The following is a 21,192-nucleotide window of genomic DNA, read 5'->3' on the forward strand; positions in this document are numbered from 1 at the left end:
GGACTTGGTCCTTTAGATGAGCTACGCTTTTTTGCTTCTGCGATACATGATCGAAATACCGATCAAGATCGAAACGATACCCGCAACGATAGGGAGTGGGTTAGCCTGTTCTCCAGTCTGCGGCAATACTTTGCCTGTTGATGGAGATTCGTTGCTGGTTTCCAAGACGTTGGAGTTATTGGCAGCTCCCGAATCGTTTGGTTTGGTCGTATTTTCTGTTTGATTCAGCTCTTCTGAAGTGTTGGGGTTCGTGGTGTTGTTGTTTGCATCAGGAGTGCCCGGTTGATTCGAGTTGCCAGGTTGGTCTGGGCTGCCAGGTTGGTCTGGGTTTCCAGGTTGGTCTGGGTTTCCAGGTTGATCCGGTTTGCCAGGTTGATCCGGTTTGCCAGGTTTATCGGGTTTGTCTGGTTTGTCTGGCTTCTCCGGTTTGTCTGGCTTTTCCGGTTCGGGCTCTGGTTTAGGTTCTGGTTCTGGTTCAGGCTCTGGCTTTGGTTCTGGCTTTTCAGGCTCTGGTTCCGGTTTTGGATCAGGATTTCCGCCACCGCCACCACCACCGCCGCCACCACCGGAGGTCACGTCATTTTCGACAGTGACGAGCACATGGTCGCCAGCTACTTGGTTTCTTTTAATCTCGAACTCAATCGGCTTGCTGCTTTTTACATAACCAGCAGGTGCTTTTGTCTCGATAAACTCATACTTGCCCGGATTCAGGCCTTCAACAATCAGCTCTCCGTTGCCATCCGTAGTCAGCTTGGTAAGCTCCTGACCGTTCATATCTTTGGCTACCTGACCATGTTCATCCCGGAGCGTAAATTCAGCTCCTTTGAGTTTATGATTTGGGTATCCTGTTCTTACTTTGGTCAGTTTCACAGATCCTGGGTTCAATCTGTTGGTCAACGTGAGAGAGGCAGTTCCTTCCTCTGTCACTTCGAATTTCAGTGGTTCAGCAAGCTCATAATCAGCCAGGGCTTTTGTTTCCACGAGCTGGTAGAATCCTGCTTTCAGGTTTTCGAGGAGAAGGATACCGTCCTTATTCGTTGTGAGTCCACTTTGCAGTACTTTCCCGTCGGCATCTTGAAGCTCAAAGGTTACGCCAGGAAGTGGTTCTTTGGTGTAGTGGTCCACTTTCAGCAATTGAACAGACCCGATATTTTTGGCGTTCTTTTTCGTAAGGGTCACAATTTCTGTCTGATTGGAGGCGATTTTGAATGAAATAGGAGTCGCATCCAGCTTGTATCCCTTCGGAGCTTTCGTTTCGACTAGCTGATAGTTTCCTTCTGCCAGATCGCCTTTGGAAACTTTTCCGTCAGAGCCGGTTGTCAGCTCAGCGATCGTTTCGAACGCTCCGCCCTTTTCAACCTGTAGATTGAAGACAGCGCCTTCCAGTGTTTTGCCAGTATTCTCCGCGTCAACTTTGGTTAACTCAAATCCTTGACGGAGCAGCTTGTTCCCGATGGTCATTTCGATTGTAACTGGAGCGGCAGGGTCAGCACCTACAGGAGCTTTTAACGTAATGTCTTTTCCGTTTCTGTACTCGTCTGCGATGACGTACCCAACAGGAGCGGATAGTTCTTTTAGCTTGTACGCTTTAAATTTGTAGCCTTTGAAGGTGGCAATGCCATTTTCGTCGGTCACGACTGTTTCCAGCAAGGTATTTCCTGTCTTGTCGTACAGGCCAAACGTGGCTCCTGCCAATGCTTTTTTCGAATCTGCGTCTGTTTTGACGATTTTCAAGTCGCCTTTACCAGGTGTGCCGGCTCCGCCACCAGCGCCCGACAAGCTGACTTTGACACCATCTTGTCCGTCTTTACCTTTACCTACAACCTTTTTCCCTGCAAAAGAGGCTTCGTTTTTGATGATTTCTCCATGATCAGCATTGATAAAGGAGCGGTACTCCAGGATGTAGGCAGTGTGCAGGTCGTTTTTGAAAGTCAGTTTAAAGGTGTTGCCGACCACTTCTAATGTGTAGTCCTCGACTGCCACTTCTTTTCCGATTGCCAAGGCACCGGATTCAGAGACGGTTGTCGTAAAGAGCTTGAAGGATTCTTTCATCAGAATTTGATTGCTGGACAGCGTATCGGTCAATACAGCACCTGCCGAAATGTAAGACTGGCTCGGATTGATTTTTACTGTCCATGTTGCATACTCTGAATCTGCTCCTGTACCCTGTACGCCTGTTTTGAGGACGTACTCCCCACCGTATGCGGGTCTCACGGTCGTCTTGCCTTTATAGAGTGGAGTGCCTGTTATGTCACTATCATGCATAGTGGCATTGTTTTCGTACACTTCTCCGACAGGGAGATCAGCCAAACTGGTTGTGTACGTGATGCGATAGGCCGAATCGATCTCTCCAAGATGCAGTTCAAAACCGTTGGTTAATGGGTCGAATTTGATAGGAACAACTGGTCCTTCGACCACTTTCACGCCGTCTGCTCCACCTGTAAGCAACAATTTATGCACTCGTAACGAGTCTTTCACAAAAGTTTGTTCTCCGGTATAAAAATCCCGAATAATCGCGTTGTTAATCTTGTGAAGGTTATAGTTCACATCGATTGTCCATGTGATTTCTTTTGTGCGGGCGTCGTATGCGCCTGTTTTGTTGCCGTTATTGCTGGTGTAGCTGTCTGGTTTAACAGTAGCGGATTTCGTGATGGGGTCTTGTGCTTTCCCGTTTTCCTTCCAGTTCAGTTCAGCCTTGTTTTTGTACGCGGATGGACGGTCCTTGGAAGTAGGATCGAACTTCGTCAGGTACGTAATCACAAGGGCTTTTGTGACTGGTTTGTGGAAGGTGATCTTGAATCCTTCCTCGTACTTTGGATTCGGAGAGATGGTGTAGTCTTTGTCAGGGCCTTCTTCCAAATCCTTTGTCCAATCGTTGATTTTTACTTTGTCAGGAAGAAGAGTCAGCCCTTGTCCCGCATAACTGTCGGTAATGACGACTTCATCCATCACCTGATTGTCCTCGTTTAGACTAAGCGTCCACTCGATCGTTTTATTCAGGTAATCGACTTTTTCCTTTTTGGCGTTTTTCCAGAAGATTGCTTGCGTGATCTCTCTGGATGCATCTTTTTTGGTTCCATCATAGATCTCTACTTCATTTTTCACGAGGTAGCTGTCTTGGTGGACCCGATTTTTGGCTTTGGTTTGGTAGGTGATTTCGTAAGCTGCTGATACGTCATGGTCAAACTCCAAGCGGAAGCCGGTATCCGATGGGGTTACGTTGTACCCTTTGATGGCAGCCCCGTCTTTTGTTCCGTTTCCGTTGTCGCCGATGGTCATTTTATGAACGGTAAAAGAACCATTCACGAGCTCTTGATGACTGGTATCGAAGCGATCCTCGAGCCATGCATCGCTTTGCTTGATCAGTTTTTCATTGTAGTTGTACTGAATAGCCCAGGTGATTGTTTGCGTGTTGTAATCATAGCCAATCGCTTTTTTATTCAAAGGCTGGCTGAATCGAACAGGGACATTTGCGGAATCGATTAAATCCTTTGGAAGGTTCGTTCCTGTGACAGTGGCTTTATTCGTGTAGGTTGTATCTGTCGTACCGGTGACGTTGGTCTTGTACGTGACCCGATAAGCACCGTCGATGTCGCCAAAGTTCATTTTGAACCCATTTCCTTCTGTCAATTTCTCAGGAGTGAAGGTAGTTACCTCAGCCATTGGATTAACAGAGCCATTCAACTGAACTTCTAATGGAAAAACCTTAATCGAGCTCATGTCGATGTCCAGACCGCTTGGAATCTCATCCGTAAAGATAGCGCCTTTAATCGGATTTTCACTCATGTTAAAATCGACGGTCCAGTCGAGGTGGCTAGGATTCATGCCCTTGTTTGCTTTTCCGTTCTTGTCGATTTCATTATTGTTTTTGGCTTTGAAATGGACAGAGATCGGGGCGATGCCATCGAATTTAAAATCGATTTCCTGTCTCGTGCCGCCCTCAAATTTTTTCTCATCAAATTCCCGCCATACATAGAACGTTCCGTCATTGATCTCTGCGCCGTCATTGATGCTATCACTAAAAATGAAAGTGACGGTGCCATCTGTTGTTACTTCATAGGTGCCGTATCCTCCGTTCAGATCTCCGGTCAAAACGCGATCGGTCCGAAACTTATCTGGGAGAGGGAAGGTAAAGGTGGCACCTTCTGAGTAAGGATGTCCAGCAGGGATTTTCCAAGTGAAATCAACTTGAACACGCGAGCCCTGATCAGGGCGGATGTCTTCAATGTTGTTTCCGTCTTTGTCCTTCATGACTACGCTGGTGATGATGTTGTCTTTGATGATGTTGTCTTCAGGGTCTGGAACTGGTACCGGTACCTCTGGTAGAGGAACTGGTGGTTCAACAGGTGGCGTAGTCGGAGTTCCCGTGCCCGGATCGGTAGGAGTCCCTGTGCCCGGATCGGTAGGGGTTCCCGTGCCCGGATCGGTAGGAGTTCCCGTGCCCGGATCGGTAGGAGTTCCCGTGCCCGGATCGGTAGGAGTCCCTGTGCCCGTATCGGTAGGGGTTCCTGTACCCGGATCGGTAGGAGTTCCTGTACCCGGATCGGTAGGAGTCCCTGTGCCCGGATCGGTAGGGGTTCCTGTACCCGGATCGGTAGGGGTTCCTGTACCCGGATCGGTAGGAGTCCCTGTGCCCGGATCGGTAGGAGTTCCTGTACCCGGATCGGTAGGAGTTCCTGTACCCGGATCGGTAGGGGTTCCTGTGCCCGGATCGGTAGGAGTCCCTGTACCCGGATCGGTAGGGGTTCCTGTGCCCGGATCGGTAGGGGTTCCTGTGCCCGGCTCCCCACTATTGCCAACGACAACCTCATCTTGTGTTTGGGCATACGTGGTTGTCGTGAAACCGAAAAAGTTTTGGATGATGAGCAAAAGTGCCACCACAACGACCCAAGATTTCCTTTGCATATGCTCCTCCTGTACGTAATCAAACTAGCTCATTCTTTCTTTCAGTAAGAAGTGTTAGGGCTGAGATGAAGTCGTTTGTTTCCATTCAGCTTGAACGATCAGTCTGTCCTTCGGATCTTTTGCTCCAACAGGGGTGCATGTGACCAAGGTGATCAATGGCTTCTTTTGATCCACTAGAACTTCTATTTGTGTACGATCTACGATAAAGGCTTTCACGACAACGAATTGGTAGGTTGCCGTTTTCGTCCTGATCTCAATCTCATCATTAGGTGCTAGTTCGTCCAAACGATTGAATTGCTTACCATGAGTAATCCCGCGATGACCTGCCAGTCCAACATTGTTCACACCGAATTCCTTGTCTGGCTCGATCAGGCCAACACCTTTACTCAAGGCATGCTTGTCCGCGCCTTCAAAAATCATCATTTCCAGATCAATTTTGGGAATCCGAATCACGCCTCTGGCACCTTCCAACATAGCGAGCGGCGCTTGTATCTGAGGAGCTGGTGGGTCCTCGGATGTAGATGTTTCTATTTGCTCGCTGACGTTGCTCAGTTGTTCGAACGCTTCGATGAGCTGTTCTTGCTTTTGTGCAGATACCGCCGTTTCCCATTGAGGATAGAAAAGGAGGAATAAGCCTGCCAAGATAAACCCAGCACTTAACAGCACTCGCACATTCTTCAACTCCCTTTTTGCACCGTTAACTCAATTCATCTTTCCCCCCTTGTCCTGATTTTTAGTTATACTAAACTTTTTCAACAAGGGCATTCTTCGTTGTACAAATCTTGCTAGTCGAGAACAACAGATTCACCCGCTGTTCCAGTTGTGAAAAAATGCCTAGAGGTATCATAATCATTTGATCTAAACAATTTCTGAACATGAAAAAAGCCAGAGGAGAAAGAATCTCCTGCCTGGCTTTTTCGGTCTTTTTTCTATAGTTAATAGGCGACGCTTTTCGAAACAAATCCAACTAAAACCTTCCCATTTGCATCGATGGTGGAGCCGTAATACCAATCTCCACGTTCACCGACTACTTGAACAAGTGCATCTCTGACAGCGTAGCCCCTGCCTGGACTTTCTGTGGAAGGGGTCGAGAAGAAGTAGCCTTTCTCTCCTTGAATTTTAACGGTCTTGGGAGTAATTGGTGTATAAGAGGTGACCACTGTTTTGGAAACGTAACCTTGATCCATGGCGATAAATTCTGGCTGTGTACCGGATGCTTTGATTTCAAAACCATACCATAGGGTTGCAGTAACGATAGAGTCAAGGGATGGAGCAGAATAAACGTTAGCATTGTCTACAGCAACAATTGTTTTTGAAGGTAGTATTTTAGGTTGTGTACGGGGCGCCGCTGGCTTTGGAGGGGCCGATTTTTTCACTTGGCTGTTGGAAGAGCCGCCGCCACCGTTGTGATAGTGATATTCTCCATACTGTAATCCCCATTTTTCGCAGTTTGTTCTACAGGTGTGCCCACCATTCGCATCCGTTCTGCCTGGATGTGCTTCAATCATTTGAACAGGTAAAAAAGCAAAGCAAAGAATGAGTGCGAGTACTGAAATAATCTTTTTCATAGACAAACCTCCTAAGGATTCGCTTTCGCCCGCAACAAATTCAACCCCATCCCGATAAAAACAATCCCCGTCAGCTTGTTGAGAATGACAGAGAACTTCTGGTTATTGCGCAATTTTTGTGTAGCGAAGGAAGCAAACAGGGCGAGGAGACTACACCAGATGCCACCCGTAACGGTAAAAGTAAGACCAAGAATAAGGAAAGGGAGTGGTCCGGCTTCCGTCGCGCTAACAAATTGCGGGAGGAAGGCGATGAAAAACAGGGCGACCTTTGGATTCATGACACTTGTCAGGATCGCTTGCAGATAGACCTTTTCACCCTTCACCTTCTTGGAATCGGCTGCGTCAAAAACTGGTGATTCCTTCGTCATGAGCATCCGAATGCCCAAATAGACGAGATAGGCGACGCCCAATATTTTGACGATGTTAAAAAGCACGATGGACTGCGCCAAAATGAGCGACAAGCCGAAAGCAGCCAAGAGCGTGTGAATGAGTGAGCCTGTCAAAATGCCGAGAACCGAAAGAATACCTGCCTGTTTTCCTTGCGAAATGCTGCGGGTGATGATGTACATCGTGTCTGAGCCGGGTATCAGATTCAACATGATCGCGGTCATCAGAAATGCTTCATAATGAACGATTCCAAACATTTCTTCTCACTCCTATCTGTCTATAAAATAAAAATAAATTATAGAATAATCTGACACCTAACGCAACGCGGAAAAATGAGGAAAAGCCCCCGACGCAGATCAAGGAAGGTATGCCATGATCGCGAGGGGGAGCTCCTAATTCAGCAAACAAATTACGGCGTTGATTCGGTAGCGCGTATCCAGCCTTCTTTTCCATCAAACACAATCTGATACCAGCCATTCAGATCTGCGATGACTTGGAAGGAACCATCTGCTGCTACCTGACCGATCTTCTCATATTCTTCACCGGGACCTGCAAAAACATCGATTTTTTGAGTGGCAGGGGGAGTTTTATCCGTCGCTTCTGTTGTGCCGTCAGCAGGGGAAGGCGCTTCTTCTGACCCGGTTCCCTCGGTCGTTTCTTCGGAACCCTCCTCCAAGTCAGCCAGCTTTTCGATGTAAGCCAAGCCATTGTCCTCGAGCTTGAACAAAGCGATTTCGTTTTCCCCTTTGCCTACCGCATTTTTCATGATCACATGCTCGGAGTCTTCTACACTGAGTTCATCAGCCTCGACCGAAAAGCGCTTCTCGAGTGACTCTTTTGTCAAATTCGGAGACAGTACAGCGTAGGCATTAGCACGCTCCTTGCCGGATGCACTCACGATAATCACAGGCTTTTCTTTACTTCCAAGAGTATCGTCGATCTTAATCTTTGCCGATTTCACGTCCACATCGAGCGATTTATCCAGATAGAGGACCGAGTCATTCGGCATTTCCGCTGCGAAGTAAAGACGTTGATCTGCCTCAGAGAGTCCAAATGCGTAAAGCTTTGCTCCCCAGCGATCTGTACCGGAGAGCATGTCGGTGAACGTTCTGTCTGGATATCTCAATTGCAATAAGCGTGCTGGATCGTATTCCAACCAGAGCTTTTCCAGATCGGAGAGGAGTGTAGCTGTATCCTGGAGTGGATTCAACTGTTCGTACAATTCACGTGCTTTGGTGAACTCGAACGACTTGATGTATTGTTCTGCCTGCTTGAGCTTGCCTTCCAGATAGCGGGTAATCGAATCGAGGACAGGTGAATCACTGGACAGCACATCCTCGATTTTGCGATAGGCGGCTGCCATGCCAACGAAGGCACTCAAATCCTTTGAACGAATGACTTCCTTGATTTCAGCTAGCGCATACTTTTCCAACTGACCCACTAGCCAATCTGTCTCAATACCCAGTTTTTCGTAATGACGTATGCTTGTAGCCGTTTTGGTGATGACTTCTTCAAAAGGAGCAGAAGCGATCAATTTCCGTAGCTTCGTCTTTTCATAGTCCTGGAACAAGGCCGTGAGCTCTGCCTGCTTCTTCTTTTTGCCGCCGTAGTATTCATCTGGAATGGCAAGGAGTGTTTCAATGAAAGACTCGTCCTGATATTTTTCCTTTTCGAGATTCGCTTGTGCCTGAGCCTTCGATGTTTGCAAGGCATTCAAGTAATAGTCGGAAAAGCTCTTATCCATCCCCATCTGAGCGGACAATTGCTGGAAAAACATCCCCGGTACGTCCTTTTGATTCTGATATTTCTGTTTGACTGCTTGGTATTGTTCGTAGACCGCGCCGATTTCTGCGACCTTCTTTTCCGAAATGGCCGCGAGCGATTGCTGTTGAAGCCCCTCCAGCTCAGTACGGATCGAAGTCAGTAGGAACATGATAGAATTCCATTCGTCATCCCCGTAGGACAGGACAGCCATATCATGGGCACGAGAAAAGGTTTCCTCGGCTTGCAGCAAGTTCTTTTGTTCGTAAAACGCCTTTGCCTGTTTATACAACGTAATTTGCTTGTATCCGAAACCGAGCTTGAACAGAACGGCGATCAAACCCAAGGCAAAGAGTCCGAGAAAAATATTACGGACCCAAAGGGACCTATGATAGGGAGAGATAGGCAGCATAAAAGGCTCCTCCTTCACAGTATGCCTTTGAAATCCGGGTCAAAGGCGTAATGCGTATCCACCCTGTTTTTGGTAGAATGATATAGTTGTTCCCAACCTTCATTCTTATGGGTTTGTACCATTTTTGCCAATCGCAGAAGGCGCTCGCGAGGCAAAAAATCGATAAATTCGATAATCAGATCCTGATATTCATCCACATACGACTTCATGCGGAGCGCTGCACCTGCCACCTGACCGATGAGTTGATCCCCGTTTTCCAGCAACAATATTTGCTTTTTATAACGTCTGACATAGGTAAGCACGGATTTTTTGACGAGCGAAGGCTGGACCTTGATGACTTCGCGCACATACTCCATGAAGTCCTTGTCGTACATAGACGGGATGAGCGTTTCGAGCTCCAACTCCATGTCTTTGCGCAGGACGTAATGATTGAGGAACATGATCTTGCGTATCTTGATCGTGTCGGAATCGATGAAGTGCCCGATCTCTCTCGTTTTTTCATAGGCTTCCTTGAGGTGTCCTTCTTTGACGTCGTTGCCCACTTCCTCTAAATGATGGAGAAGTGACTTCTTGATCGTCTGCATTTCCCTCGTTAAAAAGTGTTGAAATTGTATGTCTCTTTCATAGCTGCCGTATTTTTTCTGCATCATGAAAAACAAGACGAACAACACACAGCCAATACCTCCTGCGAGAGCTAATTGCAAAAGGGTATCCGCAGAAAGGACAGCAAGACAGACGAACAAGCCCAAGAGCAAAAAGCGCGTCTGCACATAGCGGCGCGTCACAGCGTGGGAAACCTGGCGGATCGGTGTGTAGGCTCTCCCGCAGGTCTCACAATGTGTCTCCCACAGGACATGATACGTATGGCATCGCGTGCACGCTTGAATTCTTTCATACGTATGAGTGGTTTTACGGGTTTTGCGAAATTGTACGCCGATTCGTTTTCTCATGGTGAATCCCTCTTCTCATTCAGTAAGGCATGAAGATGCTGGTCGATTTCGGCGTTGGAGAGATTGCGCCGTTTCAGTCGCAGCAGCTTGAGGAATCGGACCGCTAGCAGCAAAAAAGCCGCAAACAACAGAAAGTAAGTTAACATAAAATTTCTCCTAACGAAGTTGTCGAAATCTGTAACAAAGAATCATGTCGTATCGTATTACGAGTAAGGGGCAATCATTCTAGTACTTTTTTATCATCTGTCTCTACTACTTCTTGAATCTAGTGGTAATAGTGTCATAGTCTTACTTTCTTTGCAACACTTCACAAATTCTTTGTAACGAACAAGAAAAGGAGCACTTATGAAAATAATACGATTCCGAATGTTATGTCGATACGTAGCATGTCTTGCCCTACTCTTGGTCAGTGTCCTCTCCGTCACTCATCCGGGCTTTGCGCAAACAAGCGGAAACAATATGGACGCTGTCCTGGTCGTGGACGTCAGCAACTCCATGACCCAAAGCGATAAGAACAAAGTCAGCAATGAAGCGATGAAAATGTTCGTCGACATGACGTCGATCCAAGCGAACAAGGTTGGTGTCGTCGCCTATACCGACAAGATCGAGCGGGAAAAAGCACTGCTTGAGATTAATTCCGAAGAAGACAAGAACGATATCAAAGCCTTCATCGACAGCCTGCAAAAAGGGGCCTACACCGATATTGCAGTAGGCGTAACCGAAGCAGTAAAAATCCTTGATGCGGGACGCAATCCAAACAATGCGCCGATCATCGTGCTGCTGGCAGACGGAAACAACTATTTGAACAAAGCATCAAGCCGTACCCAAACACAGTCTGATCAAGAGCTACAGCAAGCTGTGAAAGAGGCCAAAGACAAGGGCTATCCGATTTACACGATTGGCTTGAATGCAGACGGTCAGCTTAACCGCACGACACTACAGCAGATAGCTGCGGAGACAAATGGTAAATTTTTCGAAACGAGCACAGCGGACAAGCTCCCGCAAATTTTGAGCGAAATCTTTGCAAATCACCTGAAGCTGAAGGTTGTCCCGGTTAAAAGCTTCGTCGCAAACGGTCAAGCTCAGGAGATTCCGATCCCAATCCCGAATGGCAGTGTCATGGAAGCCAACATCTCGATCATGTCGCAAAAAGCAGTGGAAGTGAAGCTGTATGACCCAGCGGGCAAGGAAGTACAAATCCCTTCCAACCAGGTGAGACTGTCGAAATCCAATGCGTACACGATGATCAAGCTGGTCAAGCCACAGCAGGGAGATTGGAAGCTACAGGTAAAAGGTGTCCCGAAGGAAAAAATCGATATTAACCTCATCTTCAACTACGATCTGCAATTGGAGATGGAGCCAGTCACATCCAAGAGCTTCAAGGCTGGCGATGTCGTACCGATCAAGGCAGCACTTGTTTCAAACGGACAGAAGGTAGCGAGTCCTGATCTGTACAAGCAAATGAAGGCGACACTGATCGTCAATGACAAGACGGATAATAAGACAAATGAGGTCGTCCTGAACAATACGGGCAGCGGATTCGAAGGCAGCTTCACTATCCCGGCTGACCATACGTACGAGATAAAAATCAAGGCAGAAGACACCAGCTTTTACCGGGAGACGAAGCCACTCCTTGTCGATGCTGCCAAAACGGCAGGCTCTGGAGCGAACAAGCCGAACACAACCACTAATCCTGATGCAGAATCGAAACCATTTCCATGGATGACCGTAGTAGGAGGTACCGTGGTTCTCCTCCTGTTGATCGGTGCAGGCTTGTACGCACTGTCGATCTATCGCAAGGCGAACAAGGGCTTCGCTGGCCAAATCGCCATCGAGATCGTGGATGAGGACACAGGCGAAAAGTCTAATCCGCAATACAAGAAACTGAACGCATTCAAAGGAAAAGTGAAGCTGCACCAGCTCTTGCAGCTCGCCCCTGAGTTTGCGGAGACAGAGAAGGTCATCTTTTTACCAGGGAAAAACGATACACTAATCATCGAAAACCGTTCGAGCTGCCGAATCGAAAAGGCAGGGCGTGTACTCGATGCAAGCAAAGGCAAAGAGTTGAAGAAAAACGATCGCATCAAAATTTCGTTAACGAATGTGAACAAGTCCTTATATGTAGATTACATCGTCTAGGAGTGAGTCGATTATGAAAGCAGTTGTGAGAGAACACATTCAACAATTGGACGTATCCCTCGGCGGAGGAATCGTCAGTGACAAGATTCGCGTAGATACAATTGATAACCCGATGCTCGTCATCGGTCTTGGCGGTACAGGAATTGATGCGCTTTTGCGCCTGAAATACCAAGTGAACAGACGCTTCAAGCTTCCGGTAGACCAGCTTTCCAAAAAGCGCAAGGAAAAGCCGGACAATATTGAATTCATCGCGTTTGAAACGAATGAGCATGACCGCAACAAAAAGTACAAGGGCATCGGACTCGATCCAGTGACGGAGTTCGTACTCCTGTCCAACCCTGAGATCGGCGGTGTGTTGCAGAATCGCAGCATTCTGGAGCCGTACATCACGGACTGGCTCTCGCCAGAGCTGACAATTACGGACGGAATCAGCGGAGCATCGGGTGTACGCCAGGCAGGGCGACTCCTTCTCTTTACGAAAATCACGCAAGTTGTCCAAACGATTGAGAAAAAGATCAAGATGCTGTGCGAGGGCACGAACAAAAAGCTGACTGTTTTCCTCTTGAGCGGTTTGTCCGGGGGAACGGGGAGCGGTTGCTTCCTCGACATCGCCTATATCGTACGAGGCATTTTGGAGCGTGACTTCGGCAGTGCGGGGGTAGACAAGGTGAATACGCTGGGCTACCTGTTCACGCCTGACGTCAATCTGTCGAACAAGAGTCTCAGCTCGCACACACGCGACTATATCATGAAAAACGGTTATGCGGCCTTAAAAGAGCTGGACTACTGGATGAATGCGGATGAGCGCAATGAGCGTTTCCGCCAGCAATACGGCAACGTGCTCACCGTGCAGTCGCCAATGCCGCCATTCAACCTGTGCCATTTGATCTCTGCGACTAATCTGGAAGGCAAAGCATTGGAAAACGCCTACGATTACTGTATGAACGTAACCGCGGAGAACATCACGAACTTCATGGCGAGCGAAGAAAAGCGCTCGGGTGAAGAGTTTGCCATCCACGACTATATCAGCAACATTCGTACGAACATCAACCAGATGCCAAAAGCGTACGCAGCCAACTACCAGTACAACGTCATCGGTGCTTCCTCTGCTGTCTTGCCAATCGAAGAGATGACAACGTACCTGGCATATCGTTTGTTTAAAAAGATGGAAAAAATGTTCACGGTAGCCCCAACGCAAGAAGATGCAGAGAAATTCGCTCGCAAGCTCGGAATCGACATCGACTCGATTTCCCGCAAGTTCGAGGAGCGCGTTCCTGAGCCTTTGCCAGGCTATGAAAACAGCGAGCGTCTAAACTACAGCAACGTGATCACCCAGCAAGTCGTGAGCATCGACCACGAGCTGGAGCAAGGCTATCTCGCCAAAGCGCGCGAAGCGTACATCAAGTCCAAAAAGCAGATGCCAGGCGACATGATCTCTGTTTTTGGCGAAATGATCACGCGTGTATTCCTGCATCCGCAGCAAGGACCATTCTATGCATCCCGTCTGATTCATTCGGACAAAGGCTACTGCCTGATGAAAATGATCCTCTCCTACATCGAGAGCCTCAAGGCGAATTTGGAGAGCTTCCCTCCTGAGATTGAGGGCGCACGAGAGAATGCGAATGAAAAGCTGGGCGATGCCCGCAGTGCTTTCATCTCCAAGGAGAAGAAGAAAAACAGCTACATCGAAGCGAAGATCAACGAATACCAGCTCCTGGCTGATCAGGAAAAGCTGGAACAAATGATCGAATTCTACGAAGAGCTGCACCGTTTGTTGAATGCAGAAAACAACCGCATTTATAACGTATTTACTGAGATTTTGAACGCACTCAACCAAATTTTCGAGCAAAACGGCGACATCCTGATCAACGGCGGCGAAGAGAGCGACCGCACTGGCAACAAAACGTACTACTGGAACATCGTCAGTGTGCCGGATATCTCCAAAGTCGTCAGCAACATCCTGGAGCAAAAAGATGCGGATGACCTGATCCGCGATTTCACCAGCGAGCTGCTGCGACACTCCGATCAGTGGGTTAAAGAGCAGGAGCTGGATATCGTCAGCTCGATTTCCGAATTCCTCTCGGAGAAGTTCGGTGAGGTGATCACCAAGTCGATGGAAGAATTCCTCGTGATCAAATACGGCCAGGACGAGACACTCGACCGCATCGTAGAGCGCAAGATTGCGAGCAAGCTGGATGAAGAGGCGATTCCAGTCTTCCACCTGAGCAACAATCTCGGCAATATGCACTTCCCTTCCTGGGGCTTCGTATCGGTACCGCTGAAAGCACCATCGATCTTGAAGGGGATTAAAAACTATCAAAATACAGCGATTAGCGGTTCTCGTTTTACCGTCAAAGAAAGCGAAGTCAAAAACCGCATCTTCTGGCTGAATACAAAAAACGGTGTTCCACTGTTCGCTTACACACCGTTGAAGGTCTACGAGGAAAGCTACGAACGTACAATTCTGGACAGAGAGGGTATTGGACGCCACCTCGTTCAAACGGAAAAGAACAACTGGGCGTATCTACCATCCCCTATTCCGGAAAAATCGTGGGGAGACACGTACCAAAACGGGCGGATCAAAGCGTACAACGCCAAAGTACGCGAACTGTTTGACCGTGCGGTGCGCTACGGAGTCATCCGCGAAAAAGGCAGCGACAGCCAGACCAGCAACCGCTATGAATCCATCGTGACGAAGCCGTTCTCGCTGGCCACTTTCCTGGCTAAGCATCAAGCGCAAGGAGACGCAACCAAGCTGAGCCCTGGCGAGATCAAGCGTGTATTGGTTGAGCTCAAAGGCTTCATGAGAGATGGTCTGGAGCAAGAATTTTCACGTGATGTGTTCGGCAGTATCAATGAAGAGATGGCAAAAGAAAACCTGATTCGCTATCCGGAGCAGATTCGCCTGATCGAACAAGAAGTGCGCAAATACGAAGAAATCGAGGCCAAAATCCAGGAGCTGGAGCAGATCGTAGGTGCCATCAAGGACGAAGAAGAGCTGGTGACCCGATTCATCGAAGCCCTTTACACAGGGACGATTTGCAAGCGCGGTGCGCTGTACGTCTACGACAAGGATGAGGAAGAAGATGCGTGGGAGCCATTCATCAACCTGATGAAGGTCAACAAGCACGTTGAATTCGCTATCTATGAAAAATTCCGCGCATTGGATCACAAGAGCATGGCAACCATCCAGCGCAAGGCTGCAAAACGCAGTGACGCGATGACTTCAGCAGAGGATACGCAGCAGCTGCTGGCAAAACTCGAAGAAATCGCAACTGCTTTCCAAGAAACGAAAAACGATCTGGAATACGATCGCGACGAATACGTAAACGGTGAAGAGTTGTTCCAGTTCTACAAAAAGGTCTGGTCAAAAGTAAACGATATGCGCAAGACGCTGCAATAGCCGAGGTTATTGGTCCTATTTTCCATATCTAGTACGATGCTCGGAGTACAGTCTAATGCTTTGCAGATTTTAGAGAGTGAAACTAAATCATAAGTTTTGTCTTGTGATGGTGATATAAATGATACTTGCAATGCAAGTTAGATTGAAACCCACTCCCAAACAAGAAAATCAGTTATGGAAATCAGCAGGAATATCTCGTTGGGCTTATAATTGGACACTTGCTAGGCAGGAAGAAAACTACCGAAACGGTGGTAAGTTTTTACCTGATCGAAGTCTGCGTAAAGAACTAACACAGGTGAAACAGTCAAAGGAATTTGCTTGGTTATACGATGTTTCCGACGATATAACCAAGCAAGCAGTCAAAGATGCTTGTGATGCTTATCAAAAGTTCTTCAAGAAACAAGCTGACAAACCTAGATTTAAAAGTCGTAAACATACAAAACCTTCATTTTACAACGACCTGGTGAAGTTGAAGGTGAAGAAAGATCTCGTTTTCCTTTTGAAAGTAGGGTGGGTTTCTACTTCGGAACAAATTCCGATGGATACAAAGTATATCAATCCTCGAATATCATTTGACGGCAAGTACTGGTATCTATCTGTTGGCATTGAAAGAGATGGAGTAAAGCCTGCTCTAACAAATGAAGTCATTGGAATCGATGTAGGTGTGAAGAAGCTGGCAGTTTGTTCTAATGGTATGACCTTTAAAAATATCAACAAGACACAAGCAATAAAGAAAGCAGAGAGACGTTTACGGAGGTTGCAACGTAACGTCTCTCGCAAATACGAGATGAACAGGGAGGGAAACCGTTTTGTCAAAACTTGCAACATTGTAAAAGTGGAAAAATCCATTCGTTTGCTCCACCGAAGGCTAACAAATATCCGTACTAATCACCTCCATCAATCTACAAATGCTATTGTGAAAACCAAACCTAGCACTGTAGTGATGGAGACTTTGAATATTACCGGCATGATGAAGAATCGCCATTTGTCCAAAGCTATCGCACAACAGAAATTGCATGAGTTTAAACGACAATTGCAGTATAAGTGCGAAAAACATGGTATTCGTTTCATGGAAGCAGATAAGTGGTATTCCTCATCAAAGACCTGCTCTGATTGTGGTCGAATAAACAAAGACCTAAAACTGTCAGATCGAGTATTCAAATGTAATTGTGGGCTTGAAATAGATAGAGACCTTAATGCATCTATCAATTTAGCTAAATTAGCAGGATAACATCTACAAGTTATTGCTAATTTGTACGGTTCGTTGTACCGGAATTTACGCCTGAGGAGTGTCATAAAAAATGCGAGTAGCTTAGGCAAAAGCAGACACAATGAAGCAGGAAGCAAACAAAGGATTTGTAGACTGTTACAATCTTTTGGCAACGGAAGCATGCGGGATTTGATAGGAGAGTTCGCGAGCCAATACGTTACGGAATTGGAAAGACAACTGGATAGCGGAAACGGACAGCGAAGCATTCAAAACCCCGTGCTCTTCCTTTTTCTCGGGGATAAGAGCGTAGAGGCATTGCAAGCTGTTCGTGCCCACAACGAGCGCAATTGGCAAAATGGTCACGGTATTCTTTATGTCCATGCGTATCAGGACAAAACGTGGGAGCATCCGCAAGTAATCGGCTGCCGCTTGCCGCAGGCTGATGACGACAAGAAAAAGATGCGTACTTCAATCCACGAGCGTTTTTTGCTCGATGAAGCTGTCACCATGGAACTGAACAAGGTAATGAAGCTGGCAAGCGTGCGTGTAGCGGAAATGGGCAAGTTGTTCACTGCTTTTCAGCAAGTCAATATTGCCGTCGTGGCAAGAGCAGATGACCCTGCCACGATTCTTTTGCCAGAGCTGACGCTGCTACTCAAGGGCTACCTCAATGAGCTGTTTAAAAACGTATCAGTCGATCTGTACGTCCTGTTACAGGAAAAGAACAATGGCGAAGCATTCGGGTTCTCGACAGCGCTCTCGGTCAGCTTTTTGGAAGAGGTCAATCGCTATCAGCGGAGTGACTACAGCTATCGAGCGAACCTCTTGGTAACGGAGGATCTCGTGAAACTTCCTGTGGAGCATGTGAACGCACCGTTGTTTTCGCTGGCGTACCTATTGAGTGACAAGACAGAGCATGGCTTGTTTATCGAAGGCGGCATGCAGGAAAATTACGAGCTGATCAGCAAGCTGGTGCTTTTGAACAACAAAAAGGCAGAGCCGGAGTTCCATGAAAGCAATGACGGCTATAACAAGCTGCAATTTATGCGCAGCATCTCGGTTGAACACGGGCAGACCAAGTTCGCGTCTGCTGGTCTATCCAAAGTAAAGCGACCGACTCATGCGATTGCATTGACGGTGCTGTCCGCAGTATTTGACCGCTATTGGGAGCGACTCCAGGACGGCGAGGTGTTGCCGAAAACTAAAGCGAGAGAAAAGCTCGGATTGACGGCACATGATTTGCAACGAAAACTGGCTGGTATTCTTCCAGAGGATCACATCTTGGATGAAATGACGGGGCTCATGACCTCTGGCATCAGCTACAGCGAGCTTTGCAATATGAATATGCGCGAAGCGGAGCTGGCTTTGTTTGACGGCAGCAGCCAAGCCTTTTTTGAGGCGAATGTCGTTTCCGGGGCGCGTAAACGTCTGGAGCACATGCTGTCTCAGGAGTCCTTGGCCGATTTGATTCAGAAAGCAGTCATCGAGGATGAACGGCTTGGGCTGTATGCGGCTTACTATCTCACAGCCGAACACGCCAATGGAGCAAACCTGCTGGATGAGCTGCGCACAGGCATTCGCGAGACAGCGCGACAGGTTGAACAGGTGAAAGCCGAGCTGGTCGATCTCTACCAAGAGCGGGTGGATCGGCAGGACATTCGCCTAGGAGGGTTTTTCACACGGGATAAGGAGCGTGTGCGGACCTTCATTCGCCATTTGCTGGACGCTATTTATGGCAAAAAGCTGGAGCTGCTGGATTGGGAGATGATGCTGTCCATCCTTGTGAGCTATGAGAAACAGGCAGAGCAGATTCACCGGCAGTTAGGTGAGCAAGTCGAGCAGTTGGAAGCCTTGCATAAGCAACTGCGGGAAATCGCCCAGACAAGCGTTCGGGAAGCGACTGATTACTTGGGCAAAAACGTGGATGAATATTACGAATCGGTCGTCCATGAAACGATCCGGTCATTGGAAGCTTCACGCGGCAGTGATTTTTACATGGAACAACGGTATATTGGCAGCGGCGCTCTACTTAGCGGGAATAGACTCGCCGGACTCGTGGAGAGGCTGTGTCAATTTTGTCGGAACGAGATTCTCACCCGTGCGCCATTTGCTTTATCTTTTGAGGCGGAGCTGCTTGCGCGTGCCAACGTCGGGGCGGCCTACGATAACCGAACCGTGCTGACGAAGGAGGATTTGTTCCTCGATCTGGCATTGGTGCTGGAAGAGCGGGCAGCGGTTCACATCGAAGTGTTCCATTTCTTGCAAAAGCACCGCTATGAGGAGAAGTACTTGTTTGCCGATATTCACAACGACTTCGTCCAGTATGCGCTGCACAAGGATGAGAGCACACGAACCTACAAGCTGGGCTGCATCCACGAGGAACAAAAAAGCGGAATAGAAAAAATGAACCTGATGGGTGGATTCGGCATGGAAGAGTTGATGTTTTACCGCAATAACAAGAAATACCATGCTTCCTATGAGGACAGCGGGTTTGTCTTTCGCCGCGTGGGAGGAGATGAGTCGTCATGAGTCAGAGAAGGGTAAGCTTACTCATGCTAGTGTGTAGTCTGGTAGGTGGCGTGATCGGTTTTTTGGTCGGGGAAGTCATGCTCGGCAAGCTTTCCGGAGAAATACCGCAATGGTTGTTAATGGGACTTTATTTTGGTCAATATGCCTTTTTCGTAGGATTGATGTGCCTCATTGCGGAAATGATCTCGCCACGACTGAATGGAGTCGGCTGGAAGCAGCGCTATCTGGGCTTTTCGTGGAAAATGCTCGTGCCCAGCACGTTTTTGATGGTGGGCTTAGTGGCGCTCTTGCTTCAGCTGCTGTACGGTTCATCATTTCAACAGGCCAGCGGAGCCAACAATATCATCATGGTTCTGGATACGTCAGGCAGTATGCAGTCGTCTGATCCGGATAACCAATTGTTCAAAGCAGCAGCCGACATGGTGCAGCGCATGGACAGTGACATGAACGTAGCAGTGGTAACGTTTCACGATCAAACGAACGTGCTGCAACCCCTCACCGAGCTGAGTAGCCAGTCTGTGAAGGATGAGGTTGTGAAGAAGCTGCTCCAATTTCCGCGCACGGATGGAGGCACGCGGATTGACTTGGCGCTGCAAGCGGGGCTGGACCAGCTGCAAGCCAATCAAATGGCGAACAGTACGGTCGTGCTGATGTCAGACGGCTATAGTGATCTGGATGTCCCTGCCGCACTTGCGCCCTACAAGCAAAACCAAGTAATTGTCCATACGGTAGGCATGAGCCAAATCGATGCAGACGGAACGGCACTGCTTCAAAAGATCGCTGCTGAGACTGGAGGCAGCTACTTCAATGTTGAACACGCGGACCAAATGACAGGAATCTTTGGTCAGATTTACGATATGAGCCGAACAGACCGCAATATTGTTTCCGAGCGGACAGGAGCGACAGAAGATAGCATGTTTTACGCCATTACCCGTGTGGTCAGTGTTCTGATCATCGGTGCTTTGCTCGGTTTGGCGTTGGGTCTGATTTTTGACAATCGCCATCTTGCCAAAAGCTTCACGATTGGCGGGGCGGTATCAGGACTGTTAGCTGGACTTGTTTTGGAAATGGGTCTGTCGTCGATCGACTTGCTCGATATGGTGATTCGTTTGCTGGCGTGTTCCTTGCTCGCCGTCATCCTGACATTGTTCACTCTCTTTGTGCCAGCTTCCACGAGTGGCGGATCGTCTTTTGCAAAGCGCAGACTGAACACCAGACAAAACCCTCGTGCCTTGGACGCCGGGAACCAGAGCAGCAAACGGTTTGATCTGTAAAGGGAGCATGATGAATCATGATTAATCGGGAGGCAACAACAGAAACCTTCATCAAGGACGTCACCTGCCAGCATCAAGGGAGCGAATACGTGCTCAATTGGCATTGGGCGCAGGATATTCCGTGCGTGTACGTGCACAAGTCGCAGTTTGGCGCCCCTTTTGACGTGTACGAGCTGGATGATCGTCAGTTCAAGCTGTATACCCGAGAGGAATACAAAGTCCACAAAGGGCTGCGGGAAAAAACAGACGGCATCGGCAGGTACACATACCGCATCTTTCCTTGCCGATTGGAAAATGGCAAGCCGATTCTGCTCATGCCAGACGGGGATGCCCATGTGATCCACGTCAGCACAGGAAAGGCCAAAATCTACTACTCGTTCAAACGGGGCGGAAGCTGGTTCAGCAAGCATCAATCGTTGCAGATTCGCATTTTTTCAGAGATTCCGATCGCGCGGGACGTACTCTGCTACGTAAAAAAAGAAGGCTCTCCTCCCGCCCACAAGGATGATGGTACCCGATACAATTTCATTCGTGATCTCGAGCCCGGTGTCAATCTGATGCCGGAGATCGAAGTCAGGAAAAAAGACGTCGTCCGCCTGTTTTTTACGGACGGGAAAAAATACGGAGAAATGTACGAACTGATTCCTGAATAGG

Annotated in this window: 13 protein-coding genes; 6 read left to right on the forward strand and 7 right to left on the reverse strand. The window is 48.1% G+C overall.

The genetic code is table 11. The features are described from left to right. Positions 1-21: 21 nt before the first annotated feature. The 7 genes from M3630_RS17330 to M3630_RS17360 form a co-directional block, all read right to left on the reverse strand. Positions 22-4,905 (reverse strand): collagen binding domain-containing protein, encoded by a 4,884-nt coding sequence (locus tag M3630_RS17330; protein ID WP_251252880.1) that lies wholly within the window; start codon positions 4,903-4,905, stop codon positions 22-24. A gap of 54 nt (positions 4,906-4,959) precedes the next feature. Continuing rightward, the gene (locus M3630_RS17335; RefSeq protein ID WP_251252881.1) at positions 4,960-5,577 is read right to left on the reverse strand and encodes a class D sortase; all 618 of its coding nucleotides are present in this window, start codon (positions 5,575-5,577) and stop codon (positions 4,960-4,962) included. 263 nt (positions 5,578-5,840) lie between these two features. Beyond that, entirely contained in the window at positions 5,841-6,473 is a 633-nt protein-coding gene (locus M3630_RS17340; RefSeq protein WP_251252882.1) for a YHYH domain-containing protein, read from the reverse strand. Positions 6,474-6,484: 11 nt separating this feature from the next. Beyond that, a complete protein-coding gene (locus M3630_RS17345; RefSeq protein WP_251252883.1) occupies positions 6,485-7,117 on the reverse strand; it encodes a LysE family translocator in 633 nt (210 codons plus the stop codon). Positions 7,118-7,269: 152 nt separating this feature from the next. After that, entirely contained in the window at positions 7,270-9,033 is a 1,764-nt protein-coding gene (locus M3630_RS17350; RefSeq protein WP_251252884.1) for an SH3 domain-containing protein, read from the reverse strand. Positions 9,034-9,047: 14 nt separating this feature from the next. Beyond that, complete coding sequence (locus M3630_RS17355) at positions 9,048-9,983, reverse strand: hypothetical protein (protein WP_251252885.1); 936 nt, start codon at positions 9,981-9,983, stop codon at positions 9,048-9,050. After that, positions 9,980-10,129: a hypothetical protein gene (locus tag M3630_RS17360; RefSeq protein WP_007724683.1), complete on the reverse strand. Its 150-nt coding sequence runs from the start codon at positions 10,127-10,129 to the stop codon at positions 9,980-9,982. The genes M3630_RS17355 and M3630_RS17360 overlap by 4 nt, the downstream gene beginning before the upstream one ends. A 199-nt stretch (positions 10,130-10,328) precedes the next feature. On the opposite strand from M3630_RS17360, the gene M3630_RS17365 reads away from it, so the two are divergent. The 6 genes from M3630_RS17365 (at position 10,329) to M3630_RS17390 (ending at position 21,191) form a co-directional block, all read left to right on the forward strand. Then, a complete protein-coding gene (locus tag M3630_RS17365; RefSeq protein WP_251252886.1) occupies positions 10,329-12,122 on the forward strand; it encodes a vWA domain-containing protein in 1,794 nt (597 codons plus the stop codon). Between the two features lie 13 nt (positions 12,123-12,135). Next, positions 12,136-15,525, forward strand: coding sequence for a tubulin-like doman-containing protein (locus M3630_RS17370; RefSeq protein ID WP_251252887.1), 3,390 nt, complete (start codon positions 12,136-12,138; stop codon positions 15,523-15,525). 118 nt (positions 15,526-15,643) lie between these two features. After that, positions 15,644-16,756 carry an RNA-guided endonuclease InsQ/TnpB family protein gene (locus M3630_RS17375; protein ID WP_251252888.1) on the forward strand — a complete coding sequence of 371 codons (1,113 nt, stop codon included), beginning with the start codon at positions 15,644-15,646 and terminating at the stop codon, positions 16,754-16,756. Between the two features lie 159 nt (positions 16,757-16,915). Beyond that, positions 16,916-19,264, forward strand: coding sequence for a hypothetical protein (locus M3630_RS17380; RefSeq protein WP_251252889.1), 2,349 nt, complete (start codon positions 16,916-16,918; stop codon positions 19,262-19,264). Continuing rightward, positions 19,261-20,538: a vWA domain-containing protein gene (locus tag M3630_RS17385; RefSeq protein ID WP_251252890.1), complete on the forward strand. Its 1,278-nt coding sequence runs from the start codon at positions 19,261-19,263 to the stop codon at positions 20,536-20,538. Before M3630_RS17380 ends, M3630_RS17385 begins: the two co-directional genes overlap by 4 nt. A 17-nt stretch (positions 20,539-20,555) precedes the next feature. Next, entirely contained in the window at positions 20,556-21,191 is a 636-nt protein-coding gene (locus tag M3630_RS17390; RefSeq protein WP_251252891.1) for a beta-mannanase, read from the forward strand. Position 21,192: the final 1 nt, after the last annotated feature.

Origin of the sequence: Brevibacillus sp. MER 51, assembly GCF_023714195.1 — a bacterium.
GTDB lineage: Bacteria > Bacillota > Bacilli > Brevibacillales > Brevibacillaceae > Brevibacillus.